The following is a 25,319-nucleotide window of genomic DNA, read 5'->3' as shown; positions in this document are numbered from 1 at the left end:
AAAATTGATATTCATCACTTTTTGATTAAGGGAGTCAACAAATACTCCAAGCCATTCAGCTTTATTTCATATAATGTCTCCAGTAAAACCCCTATTTTCCCAGGAGGAAACCCCTTTTGCTTGAACCAAGCCAAATAGGGCTCCGGCAAGTACATCAATAAATAGCCTTGATATTTCCCAAATGGCATCCGACTATTTGCCAATTCAACCAATAAATTGGGATTCAAAAAATTAGTCTCTTGTTTTGCCATGCTTCAATCGATGAACTAATAATCGCATCGCGATAACACCATGGTTGATAAGGTTGGGAACAAAACCATAATATTTCTTAAAAATAGCATATCGCTCCTTCAAACTCTGCTTATGTCGCTGTTGTGACATCCCCCCAACCAAATATTTTGCTACATAATCCTTGACATTGACTACCTTATTCGCCTTTTGAGCAGCCCGAATAACCCAATCTATGTCTGAACTCAATTTATATCGCAAATCATAGGGAGTAGTTAAGCTACGCTTGATATAAATCGCTTGATGACAAACATTCATCCCATACTTAAACGATTGCCAATCAAAATTCTCAGGGGTCTTATGCCGTCTATCCCCAATCACCTCCCGATCCTCATTGATGAGTTTCGTCTCACCATAATAAATATCCGCATAATCCTCATTCCCAAAAACCTTCTCTAAGGTATTGGCAGCATAAAGCTCGTCTCCAGAATTTAAAAATAAGACGTAATCCCCCGTAGCCAAGGATAATCCCTTGTTCATCGCATCGTAAATCCCATTATCCTTCTCCGAAACCAACACGTTAATTGTATCCCGGTATTCTGAAAGAACATCCAACGTACCATCAGTAGATTTTCCATCAATCACGATATATTCAATGTTCGGATAGGTCTGCTTGTCAACCGAAGCCAACGTAAAACCAATATCGCGGACATTATTGAAAACTATGGTAATAATTGAAACCTTTGGATAAGCCATGCTAATGGAAAATGATTATTATGAATGAACACTGCAAAAATAGGTAATTGAAAAACAAATACGCAGTTCAAATTTTTCTTAGACCATCCCAGAACTTCAATCATCCTAAATCAAAATGTTAAAAGCTCCTAAATTTTTTCCCGATCCTAATTACCTAAAAAAATAATTGTACTTTAATTGAATAAATTAACGATTGAAAAATCTATAGACCAAATGTCAAAACTTAAAAAAACTATCTTAACATATTTTCCGATCCATAAATTCTTTCATGCCCGTTCTTTCTCCCAAGAAGGGGAAGACATGGTCCTCCGTGGCTTCTATGAAGGTAGAAAAAACTATAAAGGTTTCTATATTGACGTTGGTGCGCATCATCCCTATCGTTTCTCAAACACCATGTATTTCTATAAAAAAGGTTGGCGTGGAATTAATATCGAACCTTCCCCTGAAGCCATGAAATGGTTCAAATGGTTTCGTAAAAAAGATGTCAATCTTAATATTGGAATCAGCGAAAGCCCCCAAGAATTGACCTATTACTGCTTCAATGAACCCGCTCTTAATGGTTTCTCCAAAGAAATCTCCGAAAAAAGAGATGGCTTAAATGCAAAATATCATCTTTTAAAAACAATTCCCGTTCCTACATTACCTCTAAAAGAGGTCCTACAGAAATATGTTCCGAAAGGAAAAAGAATAGACTTCTTATCCGTAGATGCCGAAGGATTCGACCTAATTGTATTGAATAGTAATGATTGGCAACAATATAGACCAACATTCGTCCTCGTCGAAGAAGAATTGGCGATTGCTGACCTTAACCAATCTGAGGTATTTCAGCTTATGCTACAAAAAGGTTATGCCTTGGTCGCAAAAACCAAAAGAACGTTATTTTTTAAAAATCAGGAGGAAAATTAGATTTTACGCATTTTCCGCTCCAACATCTTTTTCTCAAGATACTTGGCTAGCCTTTCGAAAAAAGTCCCCTTACGGTTCTTATAGAAATGCTTTATCGCCTCAAAGGCTAGCGGATCCTCTTCAATGATAACTGGAAACTTGCGTACTGGTTTTTTTGATAGTTCCACTCTATATACCTGATCCACATCAGAATGTGTTCCGGAACCATCTGTCCCTGTATTTTGAATAAAGGAATATCGTGGATACAAGGCCAACCCGCCTTGATTGAATACCGATAGATACCATCGAATGGCCCAAGAATTAATCTTGCCAGCTTTGAACTGCTGCACTTGTTTCCAAAAATTCTCCGATCCATCCACAGAAAATGCCTTCCGCTGCTTACGTGTGAAATCTTTCGTTAACTCCTCAATGTCTGGATTAAAATGCTTCCACGCCCGCGCCCACGTTGCCCATCCCCAACTGTTCGCGACCCTAAATAAAAATGATTGTGGCAATTTCTTCGGCTTTTCAACCGGATACATATATCCTGAAATCTCCATGACCTTTTCTTGATCCTCGTACTGAATCAAGGCATCATTGAAATATTGAAGCGCATAGGTGGAAGTCTCTAAATCATCCTCCAATACTATGATCTTCCCATGTTTCTGCACAACCTGACTCACACCTTCTATGATGCTATTGGCTAAACCCTTGTTTTGAGAACGCTCAATAATATATATATGCTTAAACTTCCAGGGTTCCCGGATAATCGAGCGTACCTGATTCACCGACTCAATGTCCTGCGCGGTCTTGGCACCATCGGAAAAAATATAAATATCAGATTCTTCCGCCAAGGTATTGGCCTCAAGAGCTGCTAATGTCTTACGGGTATGTTGGGGTCTATTGTAAACAAATAATGCGATGGGTGCTAGCATGTGAAACAGAAAATCAAAATATTCTAAATCAAATATATGAGTAAATCTCGTAATGCATTAAGTATAATGCTTTTTTCTTATGCTGTACAATAATCTTTCCTAAATTTGTTGATTATTCGGATAAATGAGCGAAAACACTAAGAATATCACAATTCAAGGCCTTTTCTGGAATGCCTTAGATCGATTTGGCAACCAAGCAATTGTTACCATTGTCGGTATCATTACTGCCAGGATCTTAACTACTGAGGATTTCGGTGTAGTCGCAGTCCTGATGATTTTCTCAGTAATCGCAACTTCATTTGTCGATAGCGGTCTTGCCACATCCTTAATCCGAACAAAAGTGGTCGAGGAAAAAGATTATTCAACCATGTTTACCTTTAACTTAATGGTAAGTGTGATTATTTATCTCATCTTATTCTTTTCCGCCCCTTATATCGAACAATACAACAATGTCCCCGGTTTAGCATTATATGCCAGAGTACTATTCCTGCAAATTATCGTCCATTCATTTGGAATCGTCCAGTATGTTAAAATATTAAAACAATTTAAGTTCAAACTGACAACTAGAATCAATGTATTGGCAATTTTATTTGCTGGAATTCTCGTCATTTTAATAGCTTTATTGGGATTTGGCGTATGGGCATTGATTTTACAACCTCTGTTGTACACCTTTTTCAGAACCCTCATGTTATGGATATGGGGAAATTGGAAAGTGAATTTCTTCTTTAGCCCAGCATCTTTAAAGAACCATTTTGCTTTTTCTATTTCCTTTATGTTTTCCAATATGTTGGGAAAAATCTTGTCTCCTTTTTATTCATTTTTTTTAGGACGACATTACAGTTCAGATGATGTCGGTATCTATTTTCAAGGTAATAAATGGGGCGAAACTCCCGGAACGACCATTACTGCAATTATTCAAGGAACTACCCTTTCTACACTTACTCCTATACAGGATGATGCACCGAGATTTTTGAATGCAACTCGGAAAACCATGTCTACATTAGCATTCACCTTAATTCCCATAAGTTTTTTGGCGATATGTGTAGCAAAACCAGGCTTCATTTATTTCCTAACAGATAAATGGATCCCTTCAATCCCCATATTTCAAATTTTGTGTTTAGCAAGTATTTTCACCTCCTTGACCGACCTCAATGTCAACTTCTTAAATATAAAAGGCAGTTCAAAATTCTTTTTAAGACTTGAGATTATCAAGGTATCCCTGGCAATTCTATTTTTGTTTTTGACCTATCAAAATGGATTGCTAATGATTGCGGTAGGATTGCTGACTGTACGGGTCATCTGCTTTATCATTGCAGCAATCATGAGTGGAAAGGTCTATGGATACCAAATTTGGACGCAGGCTAAAGACCTTTTGCCAACAGTTCTCGTATCAATTGTAGCAGCATTTTTCGCTTACCTACCCTTATACCTAAACCTAATCACGCACGATTTGGCGCTCATCATCGTACAAACCCTTATATTCGTAATTATTTATTTAGGAGCTAGCCATGTCTTAAAAAATGATATCTGGCTCGAAATATTAGGAATGTTAAAGAAAAAATTAGCTAAATAATCTTAATGGAAGTTGCAAAAGGAAATTGGGTCGGTTATCAAACTGTATTCTATAATTTAATTACTGGAAAATACAGCCAAGATATTAATGAGGTCATTGATTACAACAACCTGGAAATTGATCCAGAAGGCTTAGCAGCATACTTAGATTTTGGATATAGCGTCTTTGGACATACTCCAGTAAAAAATGTCCAATATTTGCTCCCCAACCAGTCTTTATCCCTTGAAAACAATCAGTTAGTTGTAAAGAACCACGAAGACAAAACCCTGCAATTACTTGGCAAAAAGTCAAATGAGGATGATGTTATTGAAAAACTGCGTAAATCAGTAAATGACTGGGCTGATGGATTCCAAGATGATATTTTAATCCCTACAAGTGGCGGTTTTGACTCCCGATTAATGAATGTATTAATCAATGATAAAAGCCGAATCCATGCCTATACCTATGGAACTTCCTTAAATCAGGATGAATCAAGGGAGGCAGTCTATGCAGGTTTATTATCTCAAAGACTAAATACCTATTGGAAAAGAATCTCCTTAGGAAAATTCAATGTCTATATGGATCAATGGTATGAACAGTTTGGCCCCGCAGTCGCAGCCTCTGGAACTTACCATATGGAGTTTTACCATAAAATAAAACACCTGGAACAAGGAAATCCCATGCATCTTTTAAGTGGAATTATAGGCGATGCTTGGGCCGGTGCAGTCAAGGTCCCTATGATCGACAGTGCCGCTTCTTACCGCACCTTGGGATATACGCATGGCATGAGCGCTGACTCTAAATTAGCAATGAACGTGGATTATAGCGGAATTGTCGAACCAATTTACGACCGACAAAAAGAATATTTATCCTCTCCCGAATACCGGATTATCACCGCTATGAGAACTAAAATGATGATGCTTCAATATCTCATCTCAGTTCCCGCAAAAATAGCCTACCCTGGATATTCCCCATTCGTGGATGAAGACCTCGCTATTTCCATGTTGAATCTACCTGCAGATAGACGTGAAAACCGTGCTTGGCAAAGAGATTTCTTCAGAAAAAATAACCTCCTATTTGAAGAGGAAAAACATAAATACACCTATCAAAACTCCTTAAACTATTACGCTTTATTAAATGAAAGCTTGATTCCATTGAATGTGGAAACCTTAAAGGAATGTTTCAATATTGATTATCTCAATTGGATCAATCAAAAGATAATGCATATTGGCAGGAAAGAAAAAATCTTTCAAACCCTAATGCATACTCCAAAAGTGAAAGGTGTTTTGAAATTATTTGGCGCAAAAAACGATTTATTGGAAGCATATTTTGCTTATATTACAATCAAACCGATTGAAACTTTATTATTAAAGAGAAATGCAAGCAGCCTCCAAGCATAAGTTTATCTTCGTTGGGGATGTGGTCTGTGAAAAACAACCTCAATTTTCCCCAGCTTTGCAGGAATTATTCGACTCCGCAATTCTTAAATCATGTAATTTCGAAGCCCCAATTAAAGGGGTCGGAAGTCCAATCCATAAAACTGGCCCCCATCTCGCGCAAAATCAATCTGCAGCTCAATGGGTGCAGGACCTTGGATTCAATTGCTTTGCAATGGCCAATAATCATATTAATGATTTTGGTGAAGAAGCGCTCCTTAAAACAATGCAACTATTCCCAGTTCAAGAAACCCTGGGTGTCGGAAACGAACAACAAGCATATCAACTTAAAACCAGAATCTTTGATGATGTCAAATATGGATTTTTGGCCTATGGTGAGAATGGTTATGGCGCATTGAATGGGGATCGTAAAGTGGGGCATGCTTGGGTAAACGCCAAACGGGTCAATCAGGATATTCAGAACTACAAAAGCCAAGTGGATGTCCTTATTGTTCAGGTCCATGCTGGTGTGGAACTCCTCGATGTGCCAATCCCCGAATGGAAAGACCGCTATAAAGAATTGATTGATCTCGGGGCTGATGTAATCATTGCCCACCATCCGCATATTGTCCAAGGGATTGAAGAATATAACCAGAAATTAATCGTTTACAGCCTGGGAAATTTCTATTTCGACTATCATGCTAATCATCCGCAGTGGAATATTGGCGCTGTCCTTGAACTTGAATTCGAAAACAAAAATCTAAATCAGCACTTTCTCCATATCGTTGAAAAGAAAAAACAAACAGTAGAATTAAAGGACAAAAAATTATCCCTAGATTTCATAAGACCATTATCAGAAAAACTGAATAATCATGATTATGAAGAATATGTCAATAAAAAAGCTGTGGAAGAATGGAAAAAACACCATGCGAATTACTATGCAAAACCTTTTAATGGACTAGCAGGGTATAGCATCAGCAAATTGTTGAAGCATGCTAAAAGAACATTTTTCAATCGAAGGATAAATTATAACCTGATTTGGCATAATCTATTTATTGAAAGCAACAAATGGCTCGTTGAAAGAGCCATCCGTATAAAAACTTTTAATAAGAAAATCTGATTAAATAATATTTATTTGCTTACTAAACTCCTCCAAACTAGGATGCTTAGGGTTTAAATCTGTAATAAGGTAGGTAATATCCTTTAATGGGCACACCCTTAGCTTCTGGTTGGAATTCAATTTCTCCACTATACTCAAAACCCCTAATTTCTGAGAACATTTGATCATGGCTTTTTTGATCTGAACAACTTCCCAATCTGAATCCGTAACTCCTTCTTCTACCGATAAACTGTTCGTCCCCAATAAACATAAATCCACCTTGATATCTGATAACTCATTGATAACTTGTGAACCCGATACCACATTGGTATTTCTGGATAATTTCCCTCCTAAAAGAAAGACCTCCAAATTTTCTTTCTCAGCCAATTCCAAGGCAACCAATGGGCTGATTGTAAAGAAAGTACATTGAACATCCTTCGGAACCAACCGTGCCAATTCAATCATACTCGTCCCACCGCCCACTAAAATTGTCATCCCACTCTGGATTAATGAAATAGCCTTCGAAGCAATCTCTTTCTTTGCCTCTTTGGCATAAACATTTCCTTCCTGAAAGGGATATTGAAAAGACTTCGATAAGGCCCCACCATATACCTTCAATACTTTTCCACTCTCTGCCAACTCATTTAAATCCCGACGAATGGTATCCTCAGAAACATTTAACTGAACACTTAAATCCGAAGATAAAACTTTGTTGTGTATATTAATTTGATGTATGATATAGGCTTGTCTTTCTTCTTTTAACATAATTTATTATCAATTTTGAATCTAAAAATATAAAATAAATCAGATTTTATACGAAATCTTTCTAATCCTCTTTATTCTTTTGATCAGTAGACTTCTTCGCCGCAAAGCGGGGCTTGAATCCAATAGGTTTTGATGTTTGTTGAGGTTCAGCTTCTTCAGATGGAACTTTAGGGTTTTCAGGTTCCTTTTCCTCTTGATTAGTATTTATCTTGGTAACACCTGCTTTAAATCTAGGTTTAAAGCCTGTCGGTTTAGATTTTGGTTCCTCATTACTTTCGGGAACCTTCGATTCCCCTGCTAGTTCTTGATTGGCCTTTGAAGCATCTTCCTCCCTTGAAGATTCCGCTTCTACTTTCTTTGGAAGGTTTGTTGCCTTAAATCTCGGCGTAAATCCCTTTGGCTTTGAAGCTGTCTCCTCCGATTTAACTTCTTCAGTTTTCGCTTCTGTATTTGAATCTTTTATATCCTCTTCTTTTTTCTCAGGTTCTACTTTCTTAGGTAGATTAGCAGCCTTAAACCTCGGCGTAAATCCCTTTGGTTTAACTGGAGCTTCCTTTCCCTCTATTGCCTCTCCCTTTACTTCTACGGCCTTGGTTGATTCTTCTGTGGTATTCGTTGCATCTTTAGAAACAGGAGGCGTACTGACCTTAAAACGTGGCTTAAATCCAGTCACCGGCTTAGACTCTGTTTTCTCTGTTTGCTCTTTCGCTTCTTCAACTGGTTTCTCATCAGCAGGTTTTACCGTTGCGGATTTGAACTTAGGACGGAATCCCATTGGCTTCTTCGCAGTTGATTCCTCAATAACACTGCCTGTACTGGTCGCCGCAACCTTGTCCTCCACTTTCTTAGGTTCCGAAATCTCAATCTCTTGAAGTAAGTATTCTTTCCTTAATCTATTAAACCAAAATTTCTTGCTATGATCAAAACTCTTTTCACCCATTAAAGCATAATCCCTATCAAATTCATGATATAGATCAGGCTTTGCTTGTTGTAAAGCTTTGATATCAATTTTCTTTTTCGTAAAAAATTCCGTGAATGATAGCATATACAAATGTATACATTTAGACCTAAAAAAGCCGTAGCAACAATTTTTTAAGGAATCAGTATGAATCCAAAACAAAAAAGAGGGCATGCCCTCTTTTAAATTCTTAATATAATCTTATGGATTAATCCATATTATGATAAACTGCCTGAACATCATCATCTTCTTCAATCCTATCAATTAATTTCAGGACATCCGCAGCTTGTTCTTCTGTAAGATTAGTATGTGAAAGGGCAATACGTTCCGTCTTGGCAGATGATACTTCTATCCCCTTTTCCTCCAATAAACGTTGCATATTTCCGAAATCTTCAAAAGAAGTTTGTACAACGACAATGTCGTTTCCTTCTTCATCAGCCTCTACATATAGTTCTTCTAATCCGCCATCAATTAACTCCAATTCCAGTTCTTCAACATCCAATTCCTCGGCTGCTGGAAAACGAAATACGGATTTCCTTTGGAAAATAAAATCCAAGGAACCTGTTTTTCCTAATGAACCACCTGCTTTTGTAAAATAACTTCTTACGTTAGCAACGGTTCTATTGGTATTATCTGTAGCTGTTTCTATTAATACAGGTACTCCATGAGGACCATATCCTTCATAGACAAACTCTTCGTAACCTTTTGAATCCTTCTCAGAGGCTCTTTTAATCGCCGCTTCAACCCGATCTTTTGGCATATTTACGGCCTTCGCATTTTGAATTGCAGTCCGTAAGCGGGAATTATTCTCCGGGTGAGGACCGCCTTCTTTTACTGCGATTGCAATTTCTTTTCCAAGACGCGTAAATTGAACGGCCATCTTGGCCCAGCGTTTAAATTTTCTTTCTTTTCTGAATTCGAAAGCTCTACCCATTTTATTTTAGTTTTGTTTTAAGATTCTCCAGCATGTCTTGTGCCATCCCTGCCAGATCAAATGTTGGTTTCCAACCCCAATCTGCCCTTGCTTGATCATCATTGATGCTCTTTGGCCATGAATCAGCAATTGCTTGACGCGGATCATTGTCTGAATAGGAGATCTCAAAATTAGGGAGAATTTTTTTAATTTCTTCAGCTATTTCTGTTGGAGTGAAACTAACTCCCGAAAGATTATAGCTCGAACGAATACTTAAACCCTCTGATTCTGCATCCATTAACTCAATCGTCCCACGAACCGCATCATCCATATATAACATTGGTAACTCGGTCGTCGAACTTAAAAACGACTCATACTTCCCTTGACGAATAGCCTCAAAAAAGATATGAACCGCATAGTCTGTCGTACCACCTCCTGGTTCTGTACGCCATGATATAATGCCCGGATAACGAATACTACGGATATCCAACCCATATTTGTTATGGTAATACTCACATAAACGCTCACCAGCTAATTTACTGATCCCATAAATACTATTCGGATCCATCACACAGTATTGTGGTGTATCTACTTTTGGTGAATGTGGACCAAAGACAGCAATCGAGCTCGGCCAAAAGATTTTCTTAACACCCAATTCAACTGCTAAATCCAAAACATTCAATAACCCATTCATATTCAAATCCCAGGCTTTCTGTGGATATTGCTCCCCAGTAGCCGATAACATCGCTGCTAATAAATAAATTTGAGTAGGTTTATATTTTATTATCAAAGCTTTAATAGCTTCTTTATCCAGAACATTTAGTGTCTCAAAAATCTCACCTTCGGCAATTTCCTTCGGCGCTCTGATATCTGAGGTAATAACATTCTCGTTTCCGAACTTAATTCGCAATGCTGCGGCTAACTCTGAACCAATTTGACCATTGGCTCCGATCATCAAAATGACTTCTTTCATTATGGAAATGATAGTTTTATAAATTTAGTTATTTCAATAACTCTAAAATAATATGGCGAAATTACCAATTAAATGCCTGAATATGATGTTTCCCAACATTTTGCGCAAACGTATGATTTAAATTTTTACATTCAAAAGGTATTCCCATTTTTTAAGTCGCCAAAACCAATTTTTCAATGAAACATTGTCAACAAAACCCCTAGTTAACTGAACGATTTACATAAAAAACAGATTCTCGTTGAACTTTATTCCATCATTGTGATAATCAATTATTAAAAGCGAAAATATATCAAATTTGTTCAGGTTTATTTAGTATGTTTGTTACCTTAATAAAATCAATAATAATTAAAATTTTAAGCAAATATTATTTATGAAAGTTGCAGTAGTAGGCGCGACAGGTCTAGTCGGGTCAGAAATGTTGACAGTTTTAGCGGAACGTAATTTCCCAGTAACAGAATTGATTCCAGTAGCTTCTGAAAGAAGTAAGGGTAAGGAAATTGAATTCAAGGGAAAGAAGTATAAGGTTGTAACTGCATCGGAAGCTATTGCTCTTAAACCGGATGTAGCCCTTTTCTCTGCTGGTGGAAGTACCTCTACCGAATTTGCTCCTCAATTCGCCGAAGCTGGAATTACGGTAATCGATAACTCCTCGGCTTGGCGTATGGACCCAACTAAAAAATTGATAGTCCCTGAAGTAAATGGAGATGTATTGACTGCAGACGATAAAATTATCGCTAACCCGAATTGTTCAACCATTCAGATGGTAGTCGTAATGAAACCTCTGCATGAAAAATATAAAATCAAACGTGTCGTAGTTTCTACCTATCAGTCTGTAACAGGTACTGGCGTGAAAGCGGTTGATCAACTTATGAACGAACGTAAAGGTATCGAAGGCGAAAAAGCTTATCCTTATCAAATCGACTTAAATGTAATCCCGCATATCGATGTATTCCAAGATAACGGATACACGAAAGAAGAAATGAAAATGATTCAAGAAACCAATAAGATTATGGGTGATGACTCGATCAAGGTCACTGCGACTACCGTGCGTATCCCAGTAATCGGAGGTCACTCGGAATCAGTAAATATCGAATTCGAAAACGAATTTGACTTGGCAGATGTTCGTGCTGCTTTAGCAGCTCAAGAAGGGGTAATTGTTGTGGATAACCCTGCAAACTTGGAATATCCTATGCCTAAAGATGCACACGGAAGAGATGAAGTTTTTGTTGGTCGTATCCGTAGAGATGAAACTCAAGAAAAAACCTTAAACTTATGGGTAGTAGCAGATAACCTTCGCAAAGGTGCTGCAACGAATGCTGTTCAGGTAGCAGAATTATTAACTTCTAAAGGTCTTATCTAAGATAGATTAATAAAATACAGAAAAAAGGGGTAATCAATTGATTACCCCTTTTTTATGCGTTTTCTTTTCTATGAAGAACCTACTGATCAATCCGATAGAAACTCGTTAAATAAAAAAGGGATGTTTATTCAACACCCCTTTTTGATTAGTAAATAATATTTTATCTTACTGGAGTAAATACGTAAGTATCATCCAAGAAAGTTGATCCTGTACTACCTGTAGTGATATAGCCTTTACCTTTGATTGCAAATGCAGCAGCTTTTTCACGTGGTGATCCAATCGCTTGGCTATTGTTTGACCAAGCGTTTTCTGAAGGATTGTATTTCCAAACTGTAGTTACAATACCTGCTGAAGAACGACCTGAAACTACATATCCATTACTTCCAACTGCAAATGCACCAGCTGCATATCTTTTAACATCTTTGTTATCTGCATCTAAAGCTTTCTTCTGAACCCAATCCTTACCATCAAATGAATAGAAATCAGTAACTAAAGTAGCTCCTTTAATTCCACCACCTACATATGCTACATTGTTGATCACAAATGCAAATGCATAGTTTGTTTTCGATGGGAATGATTTTTCAACTTTTGACCATTTATCCGTTGCAGGATCGTATTTGTACAAATCATTAAATGATTCATCCAAATCATCTCTTCCTAATCCAACGTAAGCTGCATTACCGATGGTAAAAGCAACTGCTCCAATACGACCACTAGCCGTTTCTGGAAAATCAGCAACTTTCTTCCAAGTATTTGCTGCTGGATCATATTGATAAAAATCCTTAAACAACTCTTCTCCATCATATCCCAATCCTACATATCCTTTGCCTGCTACAGAAAATCCAACCGCTCCATGGCGTTTATCTCCTGTAAACTCTGCTTTTTGTGACCATGATGTTCCATCAAATGAATAAGAATCACTTAATAAATCAAAATTCTTTAATTGTCCACCAACAACGTATGCAACATCATTAATGGTAAACGTTGCAGCTCCATTTCTAGGTTTACCTGAAAAATCACTTGATTTTTCCCATTCCGTAGGGCCTGAATCCGTTTCTGTGGTCTCCTCTTTCTTACATGAGTTAAAAGTTGTAATTGCGAAGGCTCCAATTAAAAGCAGGATAAGCCAATTTCTCTTATTCATAGACTATTTAAATTTTGTATATACGATATATAATTTAACTTTCGGTTTATTCTTCTCAGTCGCTAAGACTGTTGTGAATCCCGAACTCTGTAATAGAGCCGGTGGCAAAGATAAGAATAATGATTGCTCATTAGTCTCGGAATTCAATACGGTTTTTACATGCTCAATCAAATTAAACCTGTATCTACCCTTTTTACCCGTATTGTCCCCTAAAATGTAAATACCTGTTTGAGGCTGATTAGAAAACGGGGTCATCACATATGACCTTGGAATACCAGAATTACTAATCATCAATATAGGATTTGGAGCCGCAGGAAATGCACCCACATGTTTGCTCTCTAATTCAATTTCTAATTCTGCCTGATTGACGGCAAGACCTTCTTGCTGTAGGAATTCACGCAATCCAGGGAATTTTATCTCCGTCGCAACACCTGATCCACCTTGAATATAGGCGATACCATTCGTGTTTTTGCTAGATAATGGTTTTGTAGCACTTAACCCATCAAAAATAGTTCCCGATACATTGTTCACTATATTATTGAATTGAAGCGATTTCTCACTCAAACTAAGAACTTTGATGCCTTTTTTCTTAAATCCATCTGTTCCTTTATAACTATAGTTAACTCGAACCTGTAAAGTATCAGAAAAAGCTAGCATAGCTGTGTTCGTTGCACCCGGAACCAAGCTTATCCCTTTAAAGTATTCTTCGAAATTACTCGCTGAAGTAAATGAAAAATGATTCGTTTTTATTCTTGTAAAGAACTCATTTCCTAATGCATTATCTAATTTAATAGATAGCGAGTCCATTCTATTCTTTTTAGGAACAAAACTAACCGACCCTAATGCAGCAGTTGAATAATTGAATTTTTGATTTCCAAAGATTGCTGCTCCAGTAATATAAAATGGTAATGGTCTTCCTGTAATTGAGTTATCAATAGTTTTACGCTCTAATGATTGAGTCAATCGGTGAGCAGTAATCGTTTGAACTTTTGAGGTATCACCATAATTCAACATTTTGCTACTTTGACGAATCACAAGATTCAAGGAGTCAAACGTTGCATCACTTGGGATATCATTGCTGATGCCGGCAGGATTTAAACGGAAATAAGAACTCGATTCTAAGCTACCAACTGGTGCCTGAGTAAACTTCCCAACTAACACTACACCTGAACCGGAAGTAGGAATGTTTGGCATCTGAACGGTGCTAACCTCTGCAGCTATAGAATCCTCGGAAGTTACTATAAGGTTATCAAGGTTATCGTTATCCAAGGAAATCGACATATCCTTATCACAACTTACTGTAAAAAATGCAGCACTTACACCAAGAGTAGCAAAAAGAATAATTCGTAAATATTTAATCATAAATTCATTAGTCAAGCAAAAGTATAAATTGATGGAGGTTATTCAATGTTATTAAATGTTAAAAACGTCAATAACATCCCTTCCTCAAACCTCAATTTCGCTCTTGCCATGGAAAATCTTCGTATGCAGCATAAACCTATTGAGCAAATAACGTATTATTTACCAAAAATGCGACAATTTATTAGCACTTTGTTAATCAGTGTTATAATTTGTTAAAAGCACACTAATATTTATGCGGAGCAAATCTACTAATTTAAATTTGTTTTAATTATGTTAAAAAAGTATAAAATATTGCTCGCTTCCATTGTCCTCACCATCGCCGGGATCATCGTCGTATTGGGTTTTTGGCTATTGGGAAGTTATTATGGGCATAAACAGTTCTATCTTGGAATGACCGAACATGAACTATTTGATGTCGTTCAGGATTTTTATAATGAAAATGAGGAACAAATCCAGAAAGAAAACCAAAACCAAAGAAAAGACCGTATTGAACGATTGTCGTCCGCAATAAAGGATAAATATCCTGAAATCAATGTTGATACCGTCAAAAACATCTTTGATAACCAAAATTTCGGCCGTAGAAACGAAAAACAAAATAATAACGACTCCACAAATACTAAAAATAAAATGACCCGCCATTTTATTTCATCCTATGTGGTGCGTACCATCAATTGGAATCAGGCAACCTTAGATTCACTCCAGGTTAGATTGGAAAAATCCCTGCGAGATAAAGAGATGTATTCTCCCTTTGAATTGAAATTAGTAAACCTGCCTAATGAAGATAATAGAGACAAAGAGTTCTATCATCAACGATTTAATGATAATAAATCAAGACCTATCGTTATTGACCAGGGTGATAACCTCTATCTGGAAGCCGATTATTTTAACCCAACCATTCACTTACTGAAACAAATTGGATGGCAATTACTATTCTCCTTAATTCTAATCATCGCACTAATCGGAACCTTCTGGACCTTGTTGGTGACCATTCGGAAACAAAATCAGCTCGCCAAAATGCGGAAAGCCTTTGTTAACAATATGACTCACGAACTAAAAACTCCTGTTTCCACCGTCATGGCTGCCGTAGAATCTATTCAGCGATTTGGCGCTAAGGATGATAAGGAACGTATGAATAGGTATCTCGCAATCTCCAGACAGGAATTGGAACACCTCTCGAATATGATTGAAAGAGTACTGCAGGTTGATGTCGCTGAAACCAATGGCGTCTTGCTTGAGAAGGCCTGGTTTGATTTAAATCTATTGGTAGATGAGTGCACCGAAAACGCAAAACTGTTCGCCAAGAAGTCTGTTGAAATCCATAAAACCTCCTCTGGAAACTCTTTCCAAATCTTTGCGGATCAAGCCCATATCAAAAATGTTATCAGCAACCTCTTGGATAATGCCATAAAATATGCTGGTGAAGAGGTGAAAATCCAAATAAATCTTTCAGAATTGGGAAATTCTTATAAATTGTCCGTTCAAGATAATGGTATTGGAATCCCTAAAGCATATCAAAAAGGGATATTTGACCTTTTCTTCCGAGTTCCTTCTGGGAATATTCATAATGTCAAAGGTTTCGGTTTGGGACTCGCTTATGTCAAGCAAATTGTCCTGCAACACCAAGGAACCATTGAACTAAACAGCGAAGAAGCAGTTGGCAGTACTTTTGTTATAGAATTACCAAAAGAGGGGAAATGACAAACATACTATATGTAGAAGATGAGGAAAGCCTGGCAATGATTGTTTCCGACAGCCTGGAAGCACACGGCTTTGAAGTAAGACATGTGCTTAACGGTCAACAAGCATTGGTTTTCCATAACAAATACAAACCCGATATTATAATATTGGATGTCATGATGCCCATTATGGATGGATTTACTACTGCGAAAGAAATCCGTAAAACGGATTTATTGACTCCTATTATCTTTCTTACGGCAATGACTCAAACCGAAGATGTGGTCAAAGGATTTAAATTAGGTGCGAATGATTATATCCGTAAACCTTTTAAAATCGAAGAACTTATTGTTCGGATAGAAGCTGCAACCAAGAAAATGGGACAAAGCATGTCTGCCAGTAAATTCATCCTCGGCAATTACAGCCTCGATACCGCTAAAAACACCTTGAGCATTGATGATAATATTGAAAAATTATCCTACCGCGAGTCCGAACTCCTAAAAAGGTTGATCGAAAACAAAGACAAGGTCGTTCCCCGAGATGAAATTATCCTTACCTATTGGAGCAATGACACTTATTTTACTGGCCGAAGCCTGGATGTTTTTATCAGCAGGATCAGAAAATACCTGTCGCAAGACGAACGAATTAAGATTACCAATATCCGTGGGGTAGGCTATATGCTCACTGTCGATTAAAAATTACTTACATTAGAACTATGAAGGCATTAATAATTGTAGATGTTCAATATGACTTTTTACCGGGTGGATCTCTAGAGGTTCCTAAAGGCGATGAGATTATCCCAATCATTAACAATATCCAAAAGGATTATGACCTCGTAGTGGCTAGTCAAGATTGGCACCCGCAAGGACACTTGAGCTTTGCAAGTCAACATGAACATAAATTACCCTTTGAAATTATCGATCTGGATGGATTGGAGCAGGTCCTTTGGCCTGACCATTGTATTCAGGAGTCTTATGGTTCTCAAATTTCAGAAGATCTCCAAACCAATCGGGTAGAAGCCATATTCCGAAAAGGGATGGATCCTAAAATCGATAGTTATAGCGCATTTTATGATAATGGCAAAAGAAAAGACACCGGTTTGGCAGGGTACTTAAAAGCCAGAAACATCGATGAGGTTCATGTTTGTGGTCTGGCTGCAGATTTCTGTGTGTTCTTTACGGCTATGGATGCAATTTCTGAAGGCTTTAAAACCAGTATTATCTCCAAGGCTACGAAAGCAATAGATAAAGGTGCCTTTATGGAAAAGAAAAACACCTTTATCCAGGCTGGAGGTTCATTGTTATAATTACTTCCCCCAACGCCATTCTCCTGAAATCATCAGTGGCTCCTTAAGCCCTTTTGCTTCCAAGAATTTTACAATTTCATCGTCCGAAAAACGCTGAGCAGGAATTTCTTTGGCATTTGCCAAGGCATATAAATAAGCTGCCCCAACCCGAACAGTTTGTTCTAATCCCTTTTTATCAACCAAATTGAAAACATCATTATCCGAATGATAATATAAGCCTGCATTATTTGGAAGCTTACCCCCCGAACCCGATCCAGTAGGGATTCCTTGCATCATAAAAGGCTGATGATCACTATGCAATCCAGCGCCAGAACTGTTGTTGTTTTTAAAATCTTGATCAACCTCCGCATAAATAGCTCCTAAGGAGTCTAACAATGGAACCATCTCTTCTCTACTCGTGGAAAACCCTGTCGGCGCATTGGTCATATCAAAGTTCAACATATATTTTACCTGACCCAAGGTTCCATTTTGAATCGCATCTGCGACATAGGCCTTTGACCCTAGCAACCCTTGCTCTTCACCCATAAATAACACGAAATCAATGGAACGCCTTGCCTTCAAATCTAGCTGCTTGAATGCTCTAGCCATGTCAATGATTGCATAGGAACCTAAACCATTATCTATTGCACCGGTTGCTAAATCCCAACTATCCAAATGCCCACCAATTACGATCTTTTCTTCTGGAATCTCTGAACCTTTAATGGAAACAATTATATTCCTTGCAGTGGCTTCTTCTGCTTTATTTCGCATTTTAATATCTGCCAGCACTTTCTCCTTCACCAAGGTTTCTTTCCATTTCATCCCATCTTCGAAACCTATACAAATGGCAGGAATATCAATTAGTTTACCAGTGATGGAAGCCGTACCGGTTAAAAGAACATTTCCCTTTACGCTATTGATAAATACAATACCTTTCGCACCGTATTTCTCAGCTAAGGCCGTTTTTTCAGAACGATGTAGATTTTTTAGATTCTCCCCTGAATTGGGAAGAATATGTAGATATACAAGAGCAATCTTACCCTTTATTTTTTTGCCGATTTTTTGGTAATCGGTCTCCAAGCCATTTCCCAAATCCAGCAGTTCAGCCTTCAGGTCTACTTTTACTGGGGAATGTGCCAAAGAAACCGTTGGAACATTGGAATCATTCAAAGTCAGGCTCAATGATTCCCTCGCCCAACTTTGTGCAGAAAATGGCTGATATTTTACCTCGTAGCCATAGGACTTCAAAAGATTATAAACATGTTCTTCCGCTTTCTTTCCATGCTCGGAACCAGTAAGCCGATGCCCCAAATTCTCCGTACTAAACTTCAAACGCACATAAGCTTCCGAATTTGTGTTTACGTCCGTATAGATCTTTTGGAAGTCGGATTTTAAATTATCCTGTGCTGAGGCAAATTGATAACTTAATAATAGGCAGATTAGGTAAATTCTTTTCATAATAAATGAATTTACGAAATCCTTCTTAATTCGCTATTATTTTGCGAATTTCCACTGAACATAATTAATATTCTTATCCTCTGCTAAGTACTTCTTCTCATAATAAGTCTTGATAGACAGTACTTCGTCAACTAAATCTGAATGATATAAATCTTTGGTCTCTTTTAAGACAGGTAGTGATTGCAATTCTATTTGCTCCAGGGTATAGGCAAAAAATCCATCATTATCTGTTTTCAGATGCATAATCCCCTGAGGCACTAAAATCTCCTTATATCTTTCCAAAAACACCGGATTGGTCAGGCGTTTTTTCTCACGGCTATCTTGGGGTTGTGGATCCGGAAAAGTAATCCAGATTTCTGAAACTTCGCCCTTCTCAAAATGCTCCAAAATAGTCTCAATCTGAATCCTCAAAAATCCAACATTATCAATCCCTTCTTCCAAGGCTGTCTTCGCTCCACGCCAAATTCTATTGCCCTTATAGTCTATTCCAATAAAATTCTTCTCCGGAAATAACTTCGCTAAATTGACAGTGTATTCCCCCTTTCCACAGGCTAATTCCAAGATTAATGGTTTATCATTCTTGAAGAATTCTTGCCCCCATTTACCTTTATATTCTTTCCCTGCATCTAACTGAACAACGTTTTTAAAAGTCGATACTTCCGCGAATTTTCTTAGTTTATCCTTACCCATAGCTGATAATTAAGTCGCAAAATTAACCTTATATTTGTATAAATAATACAATCAGGTGGAAAAACAAGCGAAAATTTACGTTGCAGGACATAGAGGCATGGTCGGATCGGCTATTTACCGCAAATTAAAAGAACAGGGATTCGAAAATATTGTGGTGAGAACCTCAAAAGAGTTGGACTTACGTGACCAACAAGCTGTTAAAGAATTTTTTGAAACTGAGAAACCTGAGTATGTTTTTCTGGCGGCAGCTAAAGTCGGAGGAATTATGGCAAATAACGTCTACCGTGCAGATTTTATTTATGAAAACCTCGCCATACAAAATAATGTAATCCACTATGCTCATGAAAATGACGCTAAGAAACTTATGTTCTTGGGATCAAGTTGTATCTACCCCAAAATGGCACCGCAGCCATTGAAGGAAGATTACCTTTTAACAGGTACCCTTGAACCAACAAATGAACCTTATGCAATCGCGAAAATTGCAGGTATAAAAATGGTCGAATCTTATAGGCTACAATATGACGATAATTATATTTCCGTCATGCCAACCAACCTTTATGGAATTAATGATAACTACCATCCCGAAAATTCACATGTGCTACCTGCATTAATTCGAAAATTCCACGAAGCAAAAATTAATAATAGCCCAACAGTGAATATTTGGGGCTCTGGAAATCCCTTGAGAGAATTTATGTATGCAGATGATTTAGCAGATGCCTGTGTCTTCTTAATGGAAAATTACAATGACCTCCAATTTGTAAACATTGGTGTAGGGGAAGATATTAGTATCCGTGATTTGGCTGAATTGATCAAAGAGGTCATAGGTTACCAAGGCGAATTAGAATTTGATAGCAGCAAACCTGATGGCACGCCAAGAAAATTAATGGATGTAAGCAAATTACATAGCTTGGGCTGGAAAGCAAAAACCTCCCTTAAAGATGGGATAAAACTCGCTTATGAAGATTTCTTGAGCAAAAATCAAGAATAATAACCCATAACTTGGAAATGAATCCTAATAGGCTTCGCTGTCTTTTGGAATACCATACATATTATCCTGAACACTTTCCTCTGCCGTGATCATCGGTGGATGATTCGGTGGAATCGGAGTGCCTTCAACAACGGCTTCTACTTCAGCGACCTTTTTCTTTTTCTTCTTTTTGGGCTTAATAAAAGAAGTCAACTTGTCAATTACGGCAGTAACCTTACTTTGATTTACCTGACTCGCAACTGTTTCAGAACCAAAAAGAACTAATCCTTTCTTCAACCAACCCGCATTTTTCAACAAAGTACGATTTAAGACCAGTGGAAGTCCCAATTGAAGGGCTTTTGTCAACCAATCAGCCTTATTATTCTTATTCGTAACCTGACCGATACCCGAAACCAATCCCTTTATAGTGGATACGCCCGGAACACGGTTAAAAATCATATTGGCAATACGCGCAGGGGCTTCAACCTTATGTTTCAGTAAATCATATTGATTCAACAGAAATGCTTCTTGCTCTTTCTTTTGGATTTTAAGGCGAGCAATCTCCGCTGTCAATTCATCAAAATTTGTAACCTTTGTTCTCATATCCTGATTAAACTCGTTCTTTTTCTTCTTTTAACTCTTCCTCAACTCTTTCTTCCGCATCACGGACTTCCTCCTTGATTTCCTCAACCTCAACATCATGATCATCAGCATCCCATTTTGACATAATCCGCTTTATCGTCATGTTCATGAATTTCGCCTCCAAACGTGGCTCAAAAATCCTAATCAAGAGCAATATCACAAAAAAGATCCCCCCAGTAGCCAAAAATCCTAGAGAATAACTCCCTAATAACTCCCCTAAATAAAAGCCTAAGGCTAGAGATATAAAAAACACAATCAGTAAGGCTAATAAAACCTTACTACCATCCACAATCAACGACCCGGCAATCCTTGAAGATCGTGATAACGCCTTCAACTTTGCCAATTCTATTTGTGTCTCTATGTATTCTTTAGATTTATCGAATACTTCAGAAAATGAAAATTTTTGTTCTTCCATGCACGTAATTCCATATCATAGATCCCAAGACTACCTAGCGATAGTCTTGGAACTATTATTTAAAAATTTTTAATAATCTAAGGTTTGGCTAATGCACTATGCATGCTCCTCAATTTCCTCATCGATCGCATCTTCTGCTCTGCCTATTTTAGACTTTACCGCCGCAACGATTTTATCTTTAAAATCACTCAACTGATCGAATTGCTCCTCAGCACGCTCCTTGATCGCATCCGTCAAATCAGCTAATGATTCATTCAACTTCTCTCTCGTCTCGCTCCCCTTCTCAGGTGCGAAAATAATTCCCAAAACTGCACCTGCGGCTAGTCCAGCCAACAGCGCTGTTACAATTTTACCGTTATCCTTCATATTTATTTTGCAATTATGTTGTTAAACCAATTTCTAATATTACTATTATAACAAAAAATAGACCGAATCGTTTTATTTATTAAAAAATTACCCAATACCGTCAACTTCAATCTACAAAGCACTTATTGTAATTCAGTAAAAGTTAAGAATTTCGAAGGATATTCCACAATTTCTTTCATTAATAATCTGCATTATTAACCCAAAAACGAAGTTTTATCCTACAAATTTAAACCCATTATCGCTTAGATGACATTCTCCATTTCCTGATCTGTTCTTCCTAAACTTTTTCAATTTCATAAACCAAGAAAATATTGTCATGTCAAGTATGTCAAGTTTTCTATTTATAGTAGGGTTAATGTTTTTAACCACCACAGATAATAAGCAATCATTACACCCGTTTCTAAATAAATTTATTTATTTTTAAAGAAACAATTTTTAGCATAAATGTTGGTAAAAACATATTGCAGTGCCGTATTTGGTATTAACGCAACTAGCATCACGGTAGAAGTTAATGTAACTGGAGGATTGCATTATTTTATAGTTGGACTTCCCGATAATGCCGTCAAAGAAAGTCTGCAGCGAATAGAAAGCGCCATTTTGTCCAACGGTTATTCCATGCCACGCCAAAAAATAATTATCAACTTAGCCCCCGCTGATATTCGAAAAGAAGGCTCATCTTATGATCTAGCTATCGCAATAGGGATTTTGGCAGCATCTCACCAAATTCCAACGGTATCCTTAAATAAATATATCATATTAGGCGAGCTGTCCCTTGATGGCAAAATTCAACCCATCAAAGGAGTCCTACCCATTGCCCTGCAAGCAAAAAAGGACGGATTTAAAGGCATTATTCTCCCTACGGAAAATGCGGAGGAAGCCGCCATTGTTTCCGGAATCGAGGTAATTGGAATAACAACCATGAGTGATGCTCTCCAATTCATCAATGGCAGCAAGGAAATTCAATCCAGCAAGGTCAATATCAACGAACGTTTTGAACAGCTGCTGAATAGTTACGACTTAGATTTTGCAGATGTAAAAGGTCAGGAAAATATTAAAAGAGCCTTGGAAATAGCTGCTGCAGGAGGACATAATTTAATCCTTATTGGCCCGCCAGGTTCCGGAAAAACAATGCTCGCCAAAAGATTGCCAACCATCCTCCCCCCATTGACCATTGATGAGTCTTTGGAAACCACAAAAATACACTCCGTTTCCGGAAAACTCCCCAACTCAACTTCGCTATTAACCATCCGACCTTTCCGATCTCCACACCATACTATTTCTGATGTAGCCCTCGTAGGCGGGGGAAATTACCCCCAACCAGGAGAAATATCGCTCGCTCATAATGGTGTGCTTTTCCTGGATGAACTCCCAGAGTTTAAAAGGTCAGTATTGGAAGTGATGCGCCAACCCTTAGAATCACGGTCTATTACGATTTCAAGATCGCGATTTACCGTAGATTATCCTGCAAGCTTTATGTTGATTGCCGCAATGAATCCTTGTCCCTGTGGTTTTTACAATCACCCCATGCGAACCTGTTTCTGCGGAACCCATAACGTTCAAAAATATATCAGTAAAATTTCAGGTCCGCTGTTGGATAGAATCGATATCCATATTGAGGTTACCCCTGTTGAGTTTAATGAATTGACCGAAAAGAAATCTTCTGAGAGAAGTGAAGCGGTCAGAAACCGAGTGATCCAAGCCCGAAAAATCCAGGAACAACGTTTCAAAAAATATCCAAACATCCACAATAACGCACAAATGAGGGCTCGAAACATCCAGGAAATCTGCATTATTGATGAAACTGGAAGAAAGTTGCTTAAAAGAGCAATGGAAAGATTAAATCTTTCCGCCCGAGCTTACGACCGTATTCTGAAAGTCGCCCGAACAATCGCCGACTTAGCCGATTGCCTTGAAATCAGCAATGAACACCTCGCGGAAGCCATACAACTCCGAAGTTTAGACCGAGAAAATTGGACCGGTTAAAGCTATTATTAAATTTCTGCTCAGATTAAACAATAACATGGAAAATACATCCAAGAATCCTGAATCTCTTCAAGAAGATAGTTATAATAGACATTCCAATTGGTATACAAATCTATTCCCTGAAAAAGAGCAAAAATTGGCCCTGTTGAATGGAATAAAAGCATACAAAGGATCAATAAACCACTGGTTACAAAATCATTTTTTTGATTGCGTCAAACCCATTACAAAATATAAAGATGCAACCTGGCTTACTATAGGAGATGCCTATGGTCATGATGCAAACTATTTATTGGAGAGAGGCGTTCAAAATGTCATTGCTTCCGATATTAATAATGAATTTCTTGCCGTATCTAAAGAAGTTGGCATTATTGAGAAATATTCAGCCGAAAATGCAGAAGAACTCTCATTCGAGAATAATAGCATAGATTATATTCTATGTAAAGAGTCCTACCATCATTTCCCAAGACCATATGCAGCACTATATGAAATGATCCGAGTAGCTAAAAAAGCTATTGTTATCATTGAACCACAGGACCCAATTTTGAAAATGCCATGCTTATTGTTAATTAATAATGTCCTAGAAAAAATTAAAAATGGTTTAATAAATAAAATTTGGAAGAATAGATTTTCATATGAACCAGTAGGCAATTTTGTTTACAAAGTATCAGAAAGAGAAATGGAAAAATTTGCAGCCGGACTAAACCTGCCAATGGTAGCAATCAAAAGTTTTAATCCAAACTATTGGTTCTCCGGAAGTGAAAAAATCCCCGCAGACAAATCTGAAAAAAGATTTAGAAAGATTCTCCTTAAGAAGGGATTACGGGATTTTCTATCAAAATGGGGAATTGTCCCTAGCCAAACTTTGAGTATTATTATATTCAAGATCGAACCTGAATTCGAATTACAAAATTCTTTAAAAAACGAAGGATATAAGCTTATTTCAATACCAAAAAACCCATATTTACATTAAAAAATTCAACATTTCTTAGTTCAATTATTAAATATAAGACCATGAATAAAATAGGTTTATGTTTTGTATGTCTTATTTGTCTATCTTCTTGTGTTGTCCAGAAGCTCAATCAGGATTTAAATAATCGATTTTATTCAACAGGCCACATGGGGATGCCTGGAGAATAGCCTACGAAATTGAACCGGTTAAATCCCTAAGTTTATCTTGAGCCAACATCTACTATTCTAATAGATATACTGAATCATCGATAATATAAGTTTTTAGGATATAAGATCCCTGATCCGTCATTACTTGACTTGCAGGACCCATGGGGCCGCGTTGATGTCGCTTAAGATTAAGATAATAATCATTTCTCCTAAATAACTGCTCTTTCCCATCTTCAAAGAGAATTTTAACTGAATCCAAACGGAGATGTTTAAAATGAGTATACTCATCCGTTTGTTCATCGAATCGAATAGATTCATTCTTGTTTAATCTATAGCTATATTCAACTACTTCCTTTTCATTAATAGCATAACTAGACAAATATCTTGTCACCTCTAAATTATAACTACTATAATTTT

General features: G+C 37.4%; 26 protein-coding genes. 11 read left to right on the top strand and 15 right to left on the bottom strand.

Annotated elements, in window-relative coordinates:
• Positions 1-14: 14 nt before the first annotated feature.
• Complete coding sequence (locus PZ892_RS01100; protein WP_094257642.1) at positions 15-251, bottom strand: DUF3820 family protein; 237 nt, start codon at positions 249-251, stop codon at positions 15-17.
• A complete protein-coding gene (locus tag PZ892_RS01095; RefSeq protein ID WP_182497886.1) occupies positions 232-984 on the bottom strand; it encodes a glycosyltransferase family 2 protein in 753 nt (250 codons plus the stop codon). The genes PZ892_RS01100 and PZ892_RS01095 overlap by 20 nt, the downstream gene beginning before the upstream one ends.
• 213 nt (positions 985-1,197) lie before the next feature.
• Between PZ892_RS01095 and PZ892_RS01090 the strand changes: the two genes are divergently transcribed.
• Complete coding sequence (locus PZ892_RS01090; protein WP_182497885.1) at positions 1,198-1,890, top strand: FkbM family methyltransferase; 693 nt, start codon at positions 1,198-1,200, stop codon at positions 1,888-1,890.
• Here PZ892_RS01090 and PZ892_RS01085 read toward each other — a convergent pair.
• The gene (locus PZ892_RS01085) at positions 1,887-2,804 is read right to left on the bottom strand and encodes a glycosyltransferase (protein WP_277711985.1); all 918 of its coding nucleotides are present in this window, start codon (positions 2,802-2,804) and stop codon (positions 1,887-1,889) included. The genes PZ892_RS01090 and PZ892_RS01085 overlap by 4 nt on opposite strands.
• Before the next feature lie 124 nt (positions 2,805-2,928).
• On the opposite strand from PZ892_RS01085, the gene PZ892_RS01080 reads away from it, so the two are divergent.
• From PZ892_RS01080 to PZ892_RS01070, 3 genes are read left to right on the top strand one after another with little or no spacing between them, the layout of a single operon-like run.
• Positions 2,929-4,377, top strand: a complete 1,449-nt coding sequence (locus tag PZ892_RS01080; protein WP_182497883.1) for a lipopolysaccharide biosynthesis protein — start codon at positions 2,929-2,931, stop codon at positions 4,375-4,377.
• A 5-nt stretch (positions 4,378-4,382) separates the two neighbouring features.
• Positions 4,383-5,756 (top strand): hypothetical protein, encoded by a 1,374-nt coding sequence (locus PZ892_RS01075; RefSeq protein ID WP_182497882.1) that lies wholly within the window; start codon positions 4,383-4,385, stop codon positions 5,754-5,756.
• On the top strand, positions 5,734-6,852 hold the full coding sequence (locus PZ892_RS01070) for a CapA family protein (protein ID WP_182497881.1): 1,119 nt from the start codon (positions 5,734-5,736) through the stop codon (positions 6,850-6,852). The genes PZ892_RS01075 and PZ892_RS01070 overlap by 23 nt, the downstream gene beginning before the upstream one ends.
• On the opposite strand, the gene PZ892_RS01065 is transcribed toward PZ892_RS01070, so the two are convergent.
• The 4 genes from PZ892_RS01065 to PZ892_RS01050 all read right to left on the bottom strand — a co-directional run bounded on the left by PZ892_RS01065 (position 6,853) and on the right by PZ892_RS01050 (position 10,440).
• Positions 6,853-7,596, bottom strand: a complete 744-nt coding sequence (locus PZ892_RS01065; RefSeq protein ID WP_094257635.1) for a DeoR/GlpR family DNA-binding transcription regulator — start codon at positions 7,594-7,596, stop codon at positions 6,853-6,855.
• Positions 7,597-7,657: 61 nt separating this feature from the next.
• The gene (locus tag PZ892_RS01060; RefSeq protein WP_277711984.1) at positions 7,658-8,641 is read right to left on the bottom strand and encodes a hypothetical protein; all 984 of its coding nucleotides are present in this window, start codon (positions 8,639-8,641) and stop codon (positions 7,658-7,660) included.
• Between the two features lie 121 nt (positions 8,642-8,762).
• Positions 8,763-9,488 carry a YebC/PmpR family DNA-binding transcriptional regulator gene (locus tag PZ892_RS01055; RefSeq protein ID WP_094257633.1) on the bottom strand — a complete coding sequence of 242 codons (726 nt, stop codon included), beginning with the start codon at positions 9,486-9,488 and terminating at the stop codon, positions 8,763-8,765.
• 1 nt (position 9,489) lies between these two features.
• Positions 9,490-10,440: an NAD-dependent epimerase/dehydratase family protein gene (locus PZ892_RS01050; protein WP_094257632.1), complete on the bottom strand. Its 951-nt coding sequence runs from the start codon at positions 10,438-10,440 to the stop codon at positions 9,490-9,492.
• A gap of 370 nt (positions 10,441-10,810) precedes the next feature.
• Here PZ892_RS01050 and PZ892_RS01045 point away from each other — a divergent pair, with 370 nt between their 5' ends.
• Complete coding sequence (locus PZ892_RS01045; protein WP_182497879.1) at positions 10,811-11,800, top strand: aspartate-semialdehyde dehydrogenase; 990 nt, start codon at positions 10,811-10,813, stop codon at positions 11,798-11,800.
• Positions 11,801-11,960: 160 nt separating this feature from the next.
• Here PZ892_RS01045 and PZ892_RS01040 read toward each other — a convergent pair whose 3' ends face one another.
• On the bottom strand, positions 11,961-12,944 hold the full coding sequence (locus PZ892_RS01040) for a kelch repeat-containing protein (protein ID WP_182497878.1): 984 nt from the start codon (positions 12,942-12,944) through the stop codon (positions 11,961-11,963).
• Positions 12,945-12,947: 3 nt separating this feature from the next.
• Positions 12,948-14,306, bottom strand: a complete 1,359-nt coding sequence (locus PZ892_RS01035; RefSeq protein ID WP_182497877.1) for a DUF4270 family protein — start codon at positions 14,304-14,306, stop codon at positions 12,948-12,950.
• A 270-nt stretch (positions 14,307-14,576) separates the two neighbouring features.
• On the opposite strand from PZ892_RS01035, the gene PZ892_RS01030 reads away from it, so the two are divergent.
• From PZ892_RS01030 to pncA, 3 genes are read left to right on the top strand one after another with little or no spacing between them, the layout of a single operon-like run.
• Positions 14,577-16,004: a HAMP domain-containing sensor histidine kinase gene (locus PZ892_RS01030; RefSeq protein WP_182497876.1), complete on the top strand. Its 1,428-nt coding sequence runs from the start codon at positions 14,577-14,579 to the stop codon at positions 16,002-16,004.
• Positions 16,001-16,675, top strand: coding sequence for a response regulator transcription factor (locus PZ892_RS01025; RefSeq protein WP_277711981.1), 675 nt, complete (start codon positions 16,001-16,003; stop codon positions 16,673-16,675). The genes PZ892_RS01030 and PZ892_RS01025 overlap by 4 nt, the downstream gene beginning before the upstream one ends.
• Before the next feature lie 20 nt (positions 16,676-16,695).
• Complete coding sequence (pncA, locus tag PZ892_RS01020; protein WP_182497875.1) at positions 16,696-17,286, top strand: bifunctional nicotinamidase/pyrazinamidase; 591 nt, start codon at positions 16,696-16,698, stop codon at positions 17,284-17,286.
• On the opposite strand, the gene PZ892_RS01015 is transcribed toward pncA, so the two are convergent.
• Both PZ892_RS01015 and trmB read right to left on the bottom strand, forming a co-directional pair.
• Positions 17,287-18,723: a M28 family peptidase gene (locus tag PZ892_RS01015; RefSeq protein ID WP_182497874.1), complete on the bottom strand. Its 1,437-nt coding sequence runs from the start codon at positions 18,721-18,723 to the stop codon at positions 17,287-17,289.
• Positions 18,724-18,759: 36 nt separating this feature from the next.
• Positions 18,760-19,413 (bottom strand): tRNA (guanosine(46)-N7)-methyltransferase TrmB, encoded by a 654-nt coding sequence (gene trmB / locus PZ892_RS01010; RefSeq protein ID WP_094257624.1) that lies wholly within the window; start codon positions 19,411-19,413, stop codon positions 18,760-18,762.
• A gap of 55 nt (positions 19,414-19,468) precedes the next feature.
• Between trmB and PZ892_RS01005 the strand changes: the two genes are divergently transcribed.
• Positions 19,469-20,401 carry a GDP-L-fucose synthase gene (locus PZ892_RS01005; protein ID WP_182497873.1) on the top strand — a complete coding sequence of 311 codons (933 nt, stop codon included), beginning with the start codon at positions 19,469-19,471 and terminating at the stop codon, positions 20,399-20,401.
• 24 nt (positions 20,402-20,425) lie between these two features.
• Here PZ892_RS01005 and PZ892_RS01000 read toward each other — a convergent pair whose 3' ends face one another.
• The 3 genes from PZ892_RS01000 to PZ892_RS00990 all read right to left on the bottom strand — a co-directional run bounded on the left by PZ892_RS01000 (position 20,426) and on the right by PZ892_RS00990 (position 21,803).
• Positions 20,426-20,983, bottom strand: a complete 558-nt coding sequence (locus PZ892_RS01000; RefSeq protein WP_094257622.1) for a hypothetical protein — start codon at positions 20,981-20,983, stop codon at positions 20,426-20,428.
• A gap of 7 nt (positions 20,984-20,990) precedes the next feature.
• Positions 20,991-21,437 carry a hypothetical protein gene (locus PZ892_RS00995; RefSeq protein ID WP_182497872.1) on the bottom strand — a complete coding sequence of 149 codons (447 nt, stop codon included), beginning with the start codon at positions 21,435-21,437 and terminating at the stop codon, positions 20,991-20,993.
• A 96-nt stretch (positions 21,438-21,533) separates the two neighbouring features.
• Positions 21,534-21,803 carry a YtxH domain-containing protein gene (locus tag PZ892_RS00990; protein WP_094257621.1) on the bottom strand — a complete coding sequence of 90 codons (270 nt, stop codon included), beginning with the start codon at positions 21,801-21,803 and terminating at the stop codon, positions 21,534-21,536.
• A 444-nt stretch (positions 21,804-22,247) separates the two neighbouring features.
• Between PZ892_RS00990 and PZ892_RS00985 the strand changes: the two genes are divergently transcribed.
• Positions 22,248-23,786: a YifB family Mg chelatase-like AAA ATPase gene (locus tag PZ892_RS00985; RefSeq protein ID WP_182497871.1), complete on the top strand. Its 1,539-nt coding sequence runs from the start codon at positions 22,248-22,250 to the stop codon at positions 23,784-23,786.
• A gap of 37 nt (positions 23,787-23,823) precedes the next feature.
• A complete protein-coding gene (locus tag PZ892_RS00980) occupies positions 23,824-24,756 on the top strand; it encodes a class I SAM-dependent methyltransferase (RefSeq protein ID WP_182497870.1) in 933 nt (310 codons plus the stop codon).
• Positions 24,757-24,975: 219 nt separating this feature from the next.
• Here PZ892_RS00980 and PZ892_RS00975 read toward each other — a convergent pair whose 3' ends face one another.
• Positions 24,976-25,293: a hypothetical protein gene (locus PZ892_RS00975; protein WP_188713397.1), complete on the bottom strand. Its 318-nt coding sequence runs from the start codon at positions 25,291-25,293 to the stop codon at positions 24,976-24,978.
• Positions 25,294-25,319: the final 26 nt, after the last annotated feature.

The sequence above is a fragment of the Sphingobacterium sp. WM genome (genome assembly GCF_029542465.1).
In the GTDB taxonomy this organism is placed as follows: Bacteria; Bacteroidota; Bacteroidia; order Sphingobacteriales; family Sphingobacteriaceae; genus Sphingobacterium; species Sphingobacterium cellulitidis.
This window is presented reverse-complemented; position numbering and strand designations above follow the sequence as displayed.

What these genes read in the sequence shown, in the direction of transcription:
- PZ892_RS01100 (WP_094257642.1), bottom strand. Translation starts at nt 251, where the DNA reads ATGGCAAAACAAGAGACTAATTTTTTGAATCCCAATTTATTGGTTGAA.
- PZ892_RS01095 (WP_182497886.1), bottom strand. Translation starts at nt 984, where the DNA reads ATGGCTTATCCAAAGGTTTCAATTATTACCATAGTTTTCAATAATGTC.
- PZ892_RS01090 (WP_182497885.1), top strand. Translation starts at nt 1,198, where the DNA reads ATGTCAAAACTTAAAAAAACTATCTTAACATATTTTCCGATCCATAAA.
- PZ892_RS01085 (WP_277711985.1), bottom strand. Translation starts at nt 2,804, where the DNA reads ATGCTAGCACCCATCGCATTATTTGTTTACAATAGACCCCAACATACC.
- PZ892_RS01080 (WP_182497883.1), top strand. Translation starts at nt 2,929, where the DNA reads ATGAGCGAAAACACTAAGAATATCACAATTCAAGGCCTTTTCTGGAAT.
- PZ892_RS01075 (WP_182497882.1), top strand. Translation starts at nt 4,383, where the DNA reads ATGGAAGTTGCAAAAGGAAATTGGGTCGGTTATCAAACTGTATTCTAT.
- PZ892_RS01070 (WP_182497881.1), top strand. Translation starts at nt 5,734, where the DNA reads ATGCAAGCAGCCTCCAAGCATAAGTTTATCTTCGTTGGGGATGTGGTC.
- PZ892_RS01065 (WP_094257635.1), bottom strand. Translation starts at nt 7,596, where the DNA reads ATGTTAAAAGAAGAAAGACAAGCCTATATCATACATCAAATTAATATA.
- PZ892_RS01060 (WP_277711984.1), bottom strand. Translation starts at nt 8,641, where the DNA reads ATGCTATCATTCACGGAATTTTTTACGAAAAAGAAAATTGATATCAAA.
- PZ892_RS01055 (WP_094257633.1), bottom strand. Translation starts at nt 9,488, where the DNA reads ATGGGTAGAGCTTTCGAATTCAGAAAAGAAAGAAAATTTAAACGCTGG.
- PZ892_RS01050 (WP_094257632.1), bottom strand. Translation starts at nt 10,440, where the DNA reads ATGAAAGAAGTCATTTTGATGATCGGAGCCAATGGTCAAATTGGTTCA.
- PZ892_RS01045 (WP_182497879.1), top strand. Translation starts at nt 10,811, where the DNA reads ATGAAAGTTGCAGTAGTAGGCGCGACAGGTCTAGTCGGGTCAGAAATG.
- PZ892_RS01040 (WP_182497878.1), bottom strand. Translation starts at nt 12,944, where the DNA reads ATGAATAAGAGAAATTGGCTTATCCTGCTTTTAATTGGAGCCTTCGCA.
- PZ892_RS01035 (WP_182497877.1), bottom strand. Translation starts at nt 14,306, where the DNA reads ATGATTAAATATTTACGAATTATTCTTTTTGCTACTCTTGGTGTAAGT.
- PZ892_RS01030 (WP_182497876.1), top strand. Translation starts at nt 14,577, where the DNA reads ATGTTAAAAAAGTATAAAATATTGCTCGCTTCCATTGTCCTCACCATC.
- PZ892_RS01025 (WP_277711981.1), top strand. Translation starts at nt 16,001, where the DNA reads ATGACAAACATACTATATGTAGAAGATGAGGAAAGCCTGGCAATGATT.
- pncA (WP_182497875.1), top strand. Translation starts at nt 16,696, where the DNA reads ATGAAGGCATTAATAATTGTAGATGTTCAATATGACTTTTTACCGGGT.
- PZ892_RS01015 (WP_182497874.1), bottom strand. Translation starts at nt 18,723, where the DNA reads ATGAAAAGAATTTACCTAATCTGCCTATTATTAAGTTATCAATTTGCC.
- trmB (WP_094257624.1), bottom strand. Translation starts at nt 19,413, where the DNA reads ATGGGTAAGGATAAACTAAGAAAATTCGCGGAAGTATCGACTTTTAAA.
- PZ892_RS01000 (WP_094257622.1), bottom strand. Translation starts at nt 20,983, where the DNA reads ATGAGAACAAAGGTTACAAATTTTGATGAATTGACAGCGGAGATTGCT.
- PZ892_RS00995 (WP_182497872.1), bottom strand. Translation starts at nt 21,437, where the DNA reads ATGGAAGAACAAAAATTTTCATTTTCTGAAGTATTCGATAAATCTAAA.
- PZ892_RS00990 (WP_094257621.1), bottom strand. Translation starts at nt 21,803, where the DNA reads ATGAAGGATAACGGTAAAATTGTAACAGCGCTGTTGGCTGGACTAGCC.
- PZ892_RS00985 (WP_182497871.1), top strand. Translation starts at nt 22,248, where the DNA reads ATGTTGGTAAAAACATATTGCAGTGCCGTATTTGGTATTAACGCAACT.
- PZ892_RS00980 (WP_182497870.1), top strand. Translation starts at nt 23,824, where the DNA reads ATGGAAAATACATCCAAGAATCCTGAATCTCTTCAAGAAGATAGTTAT.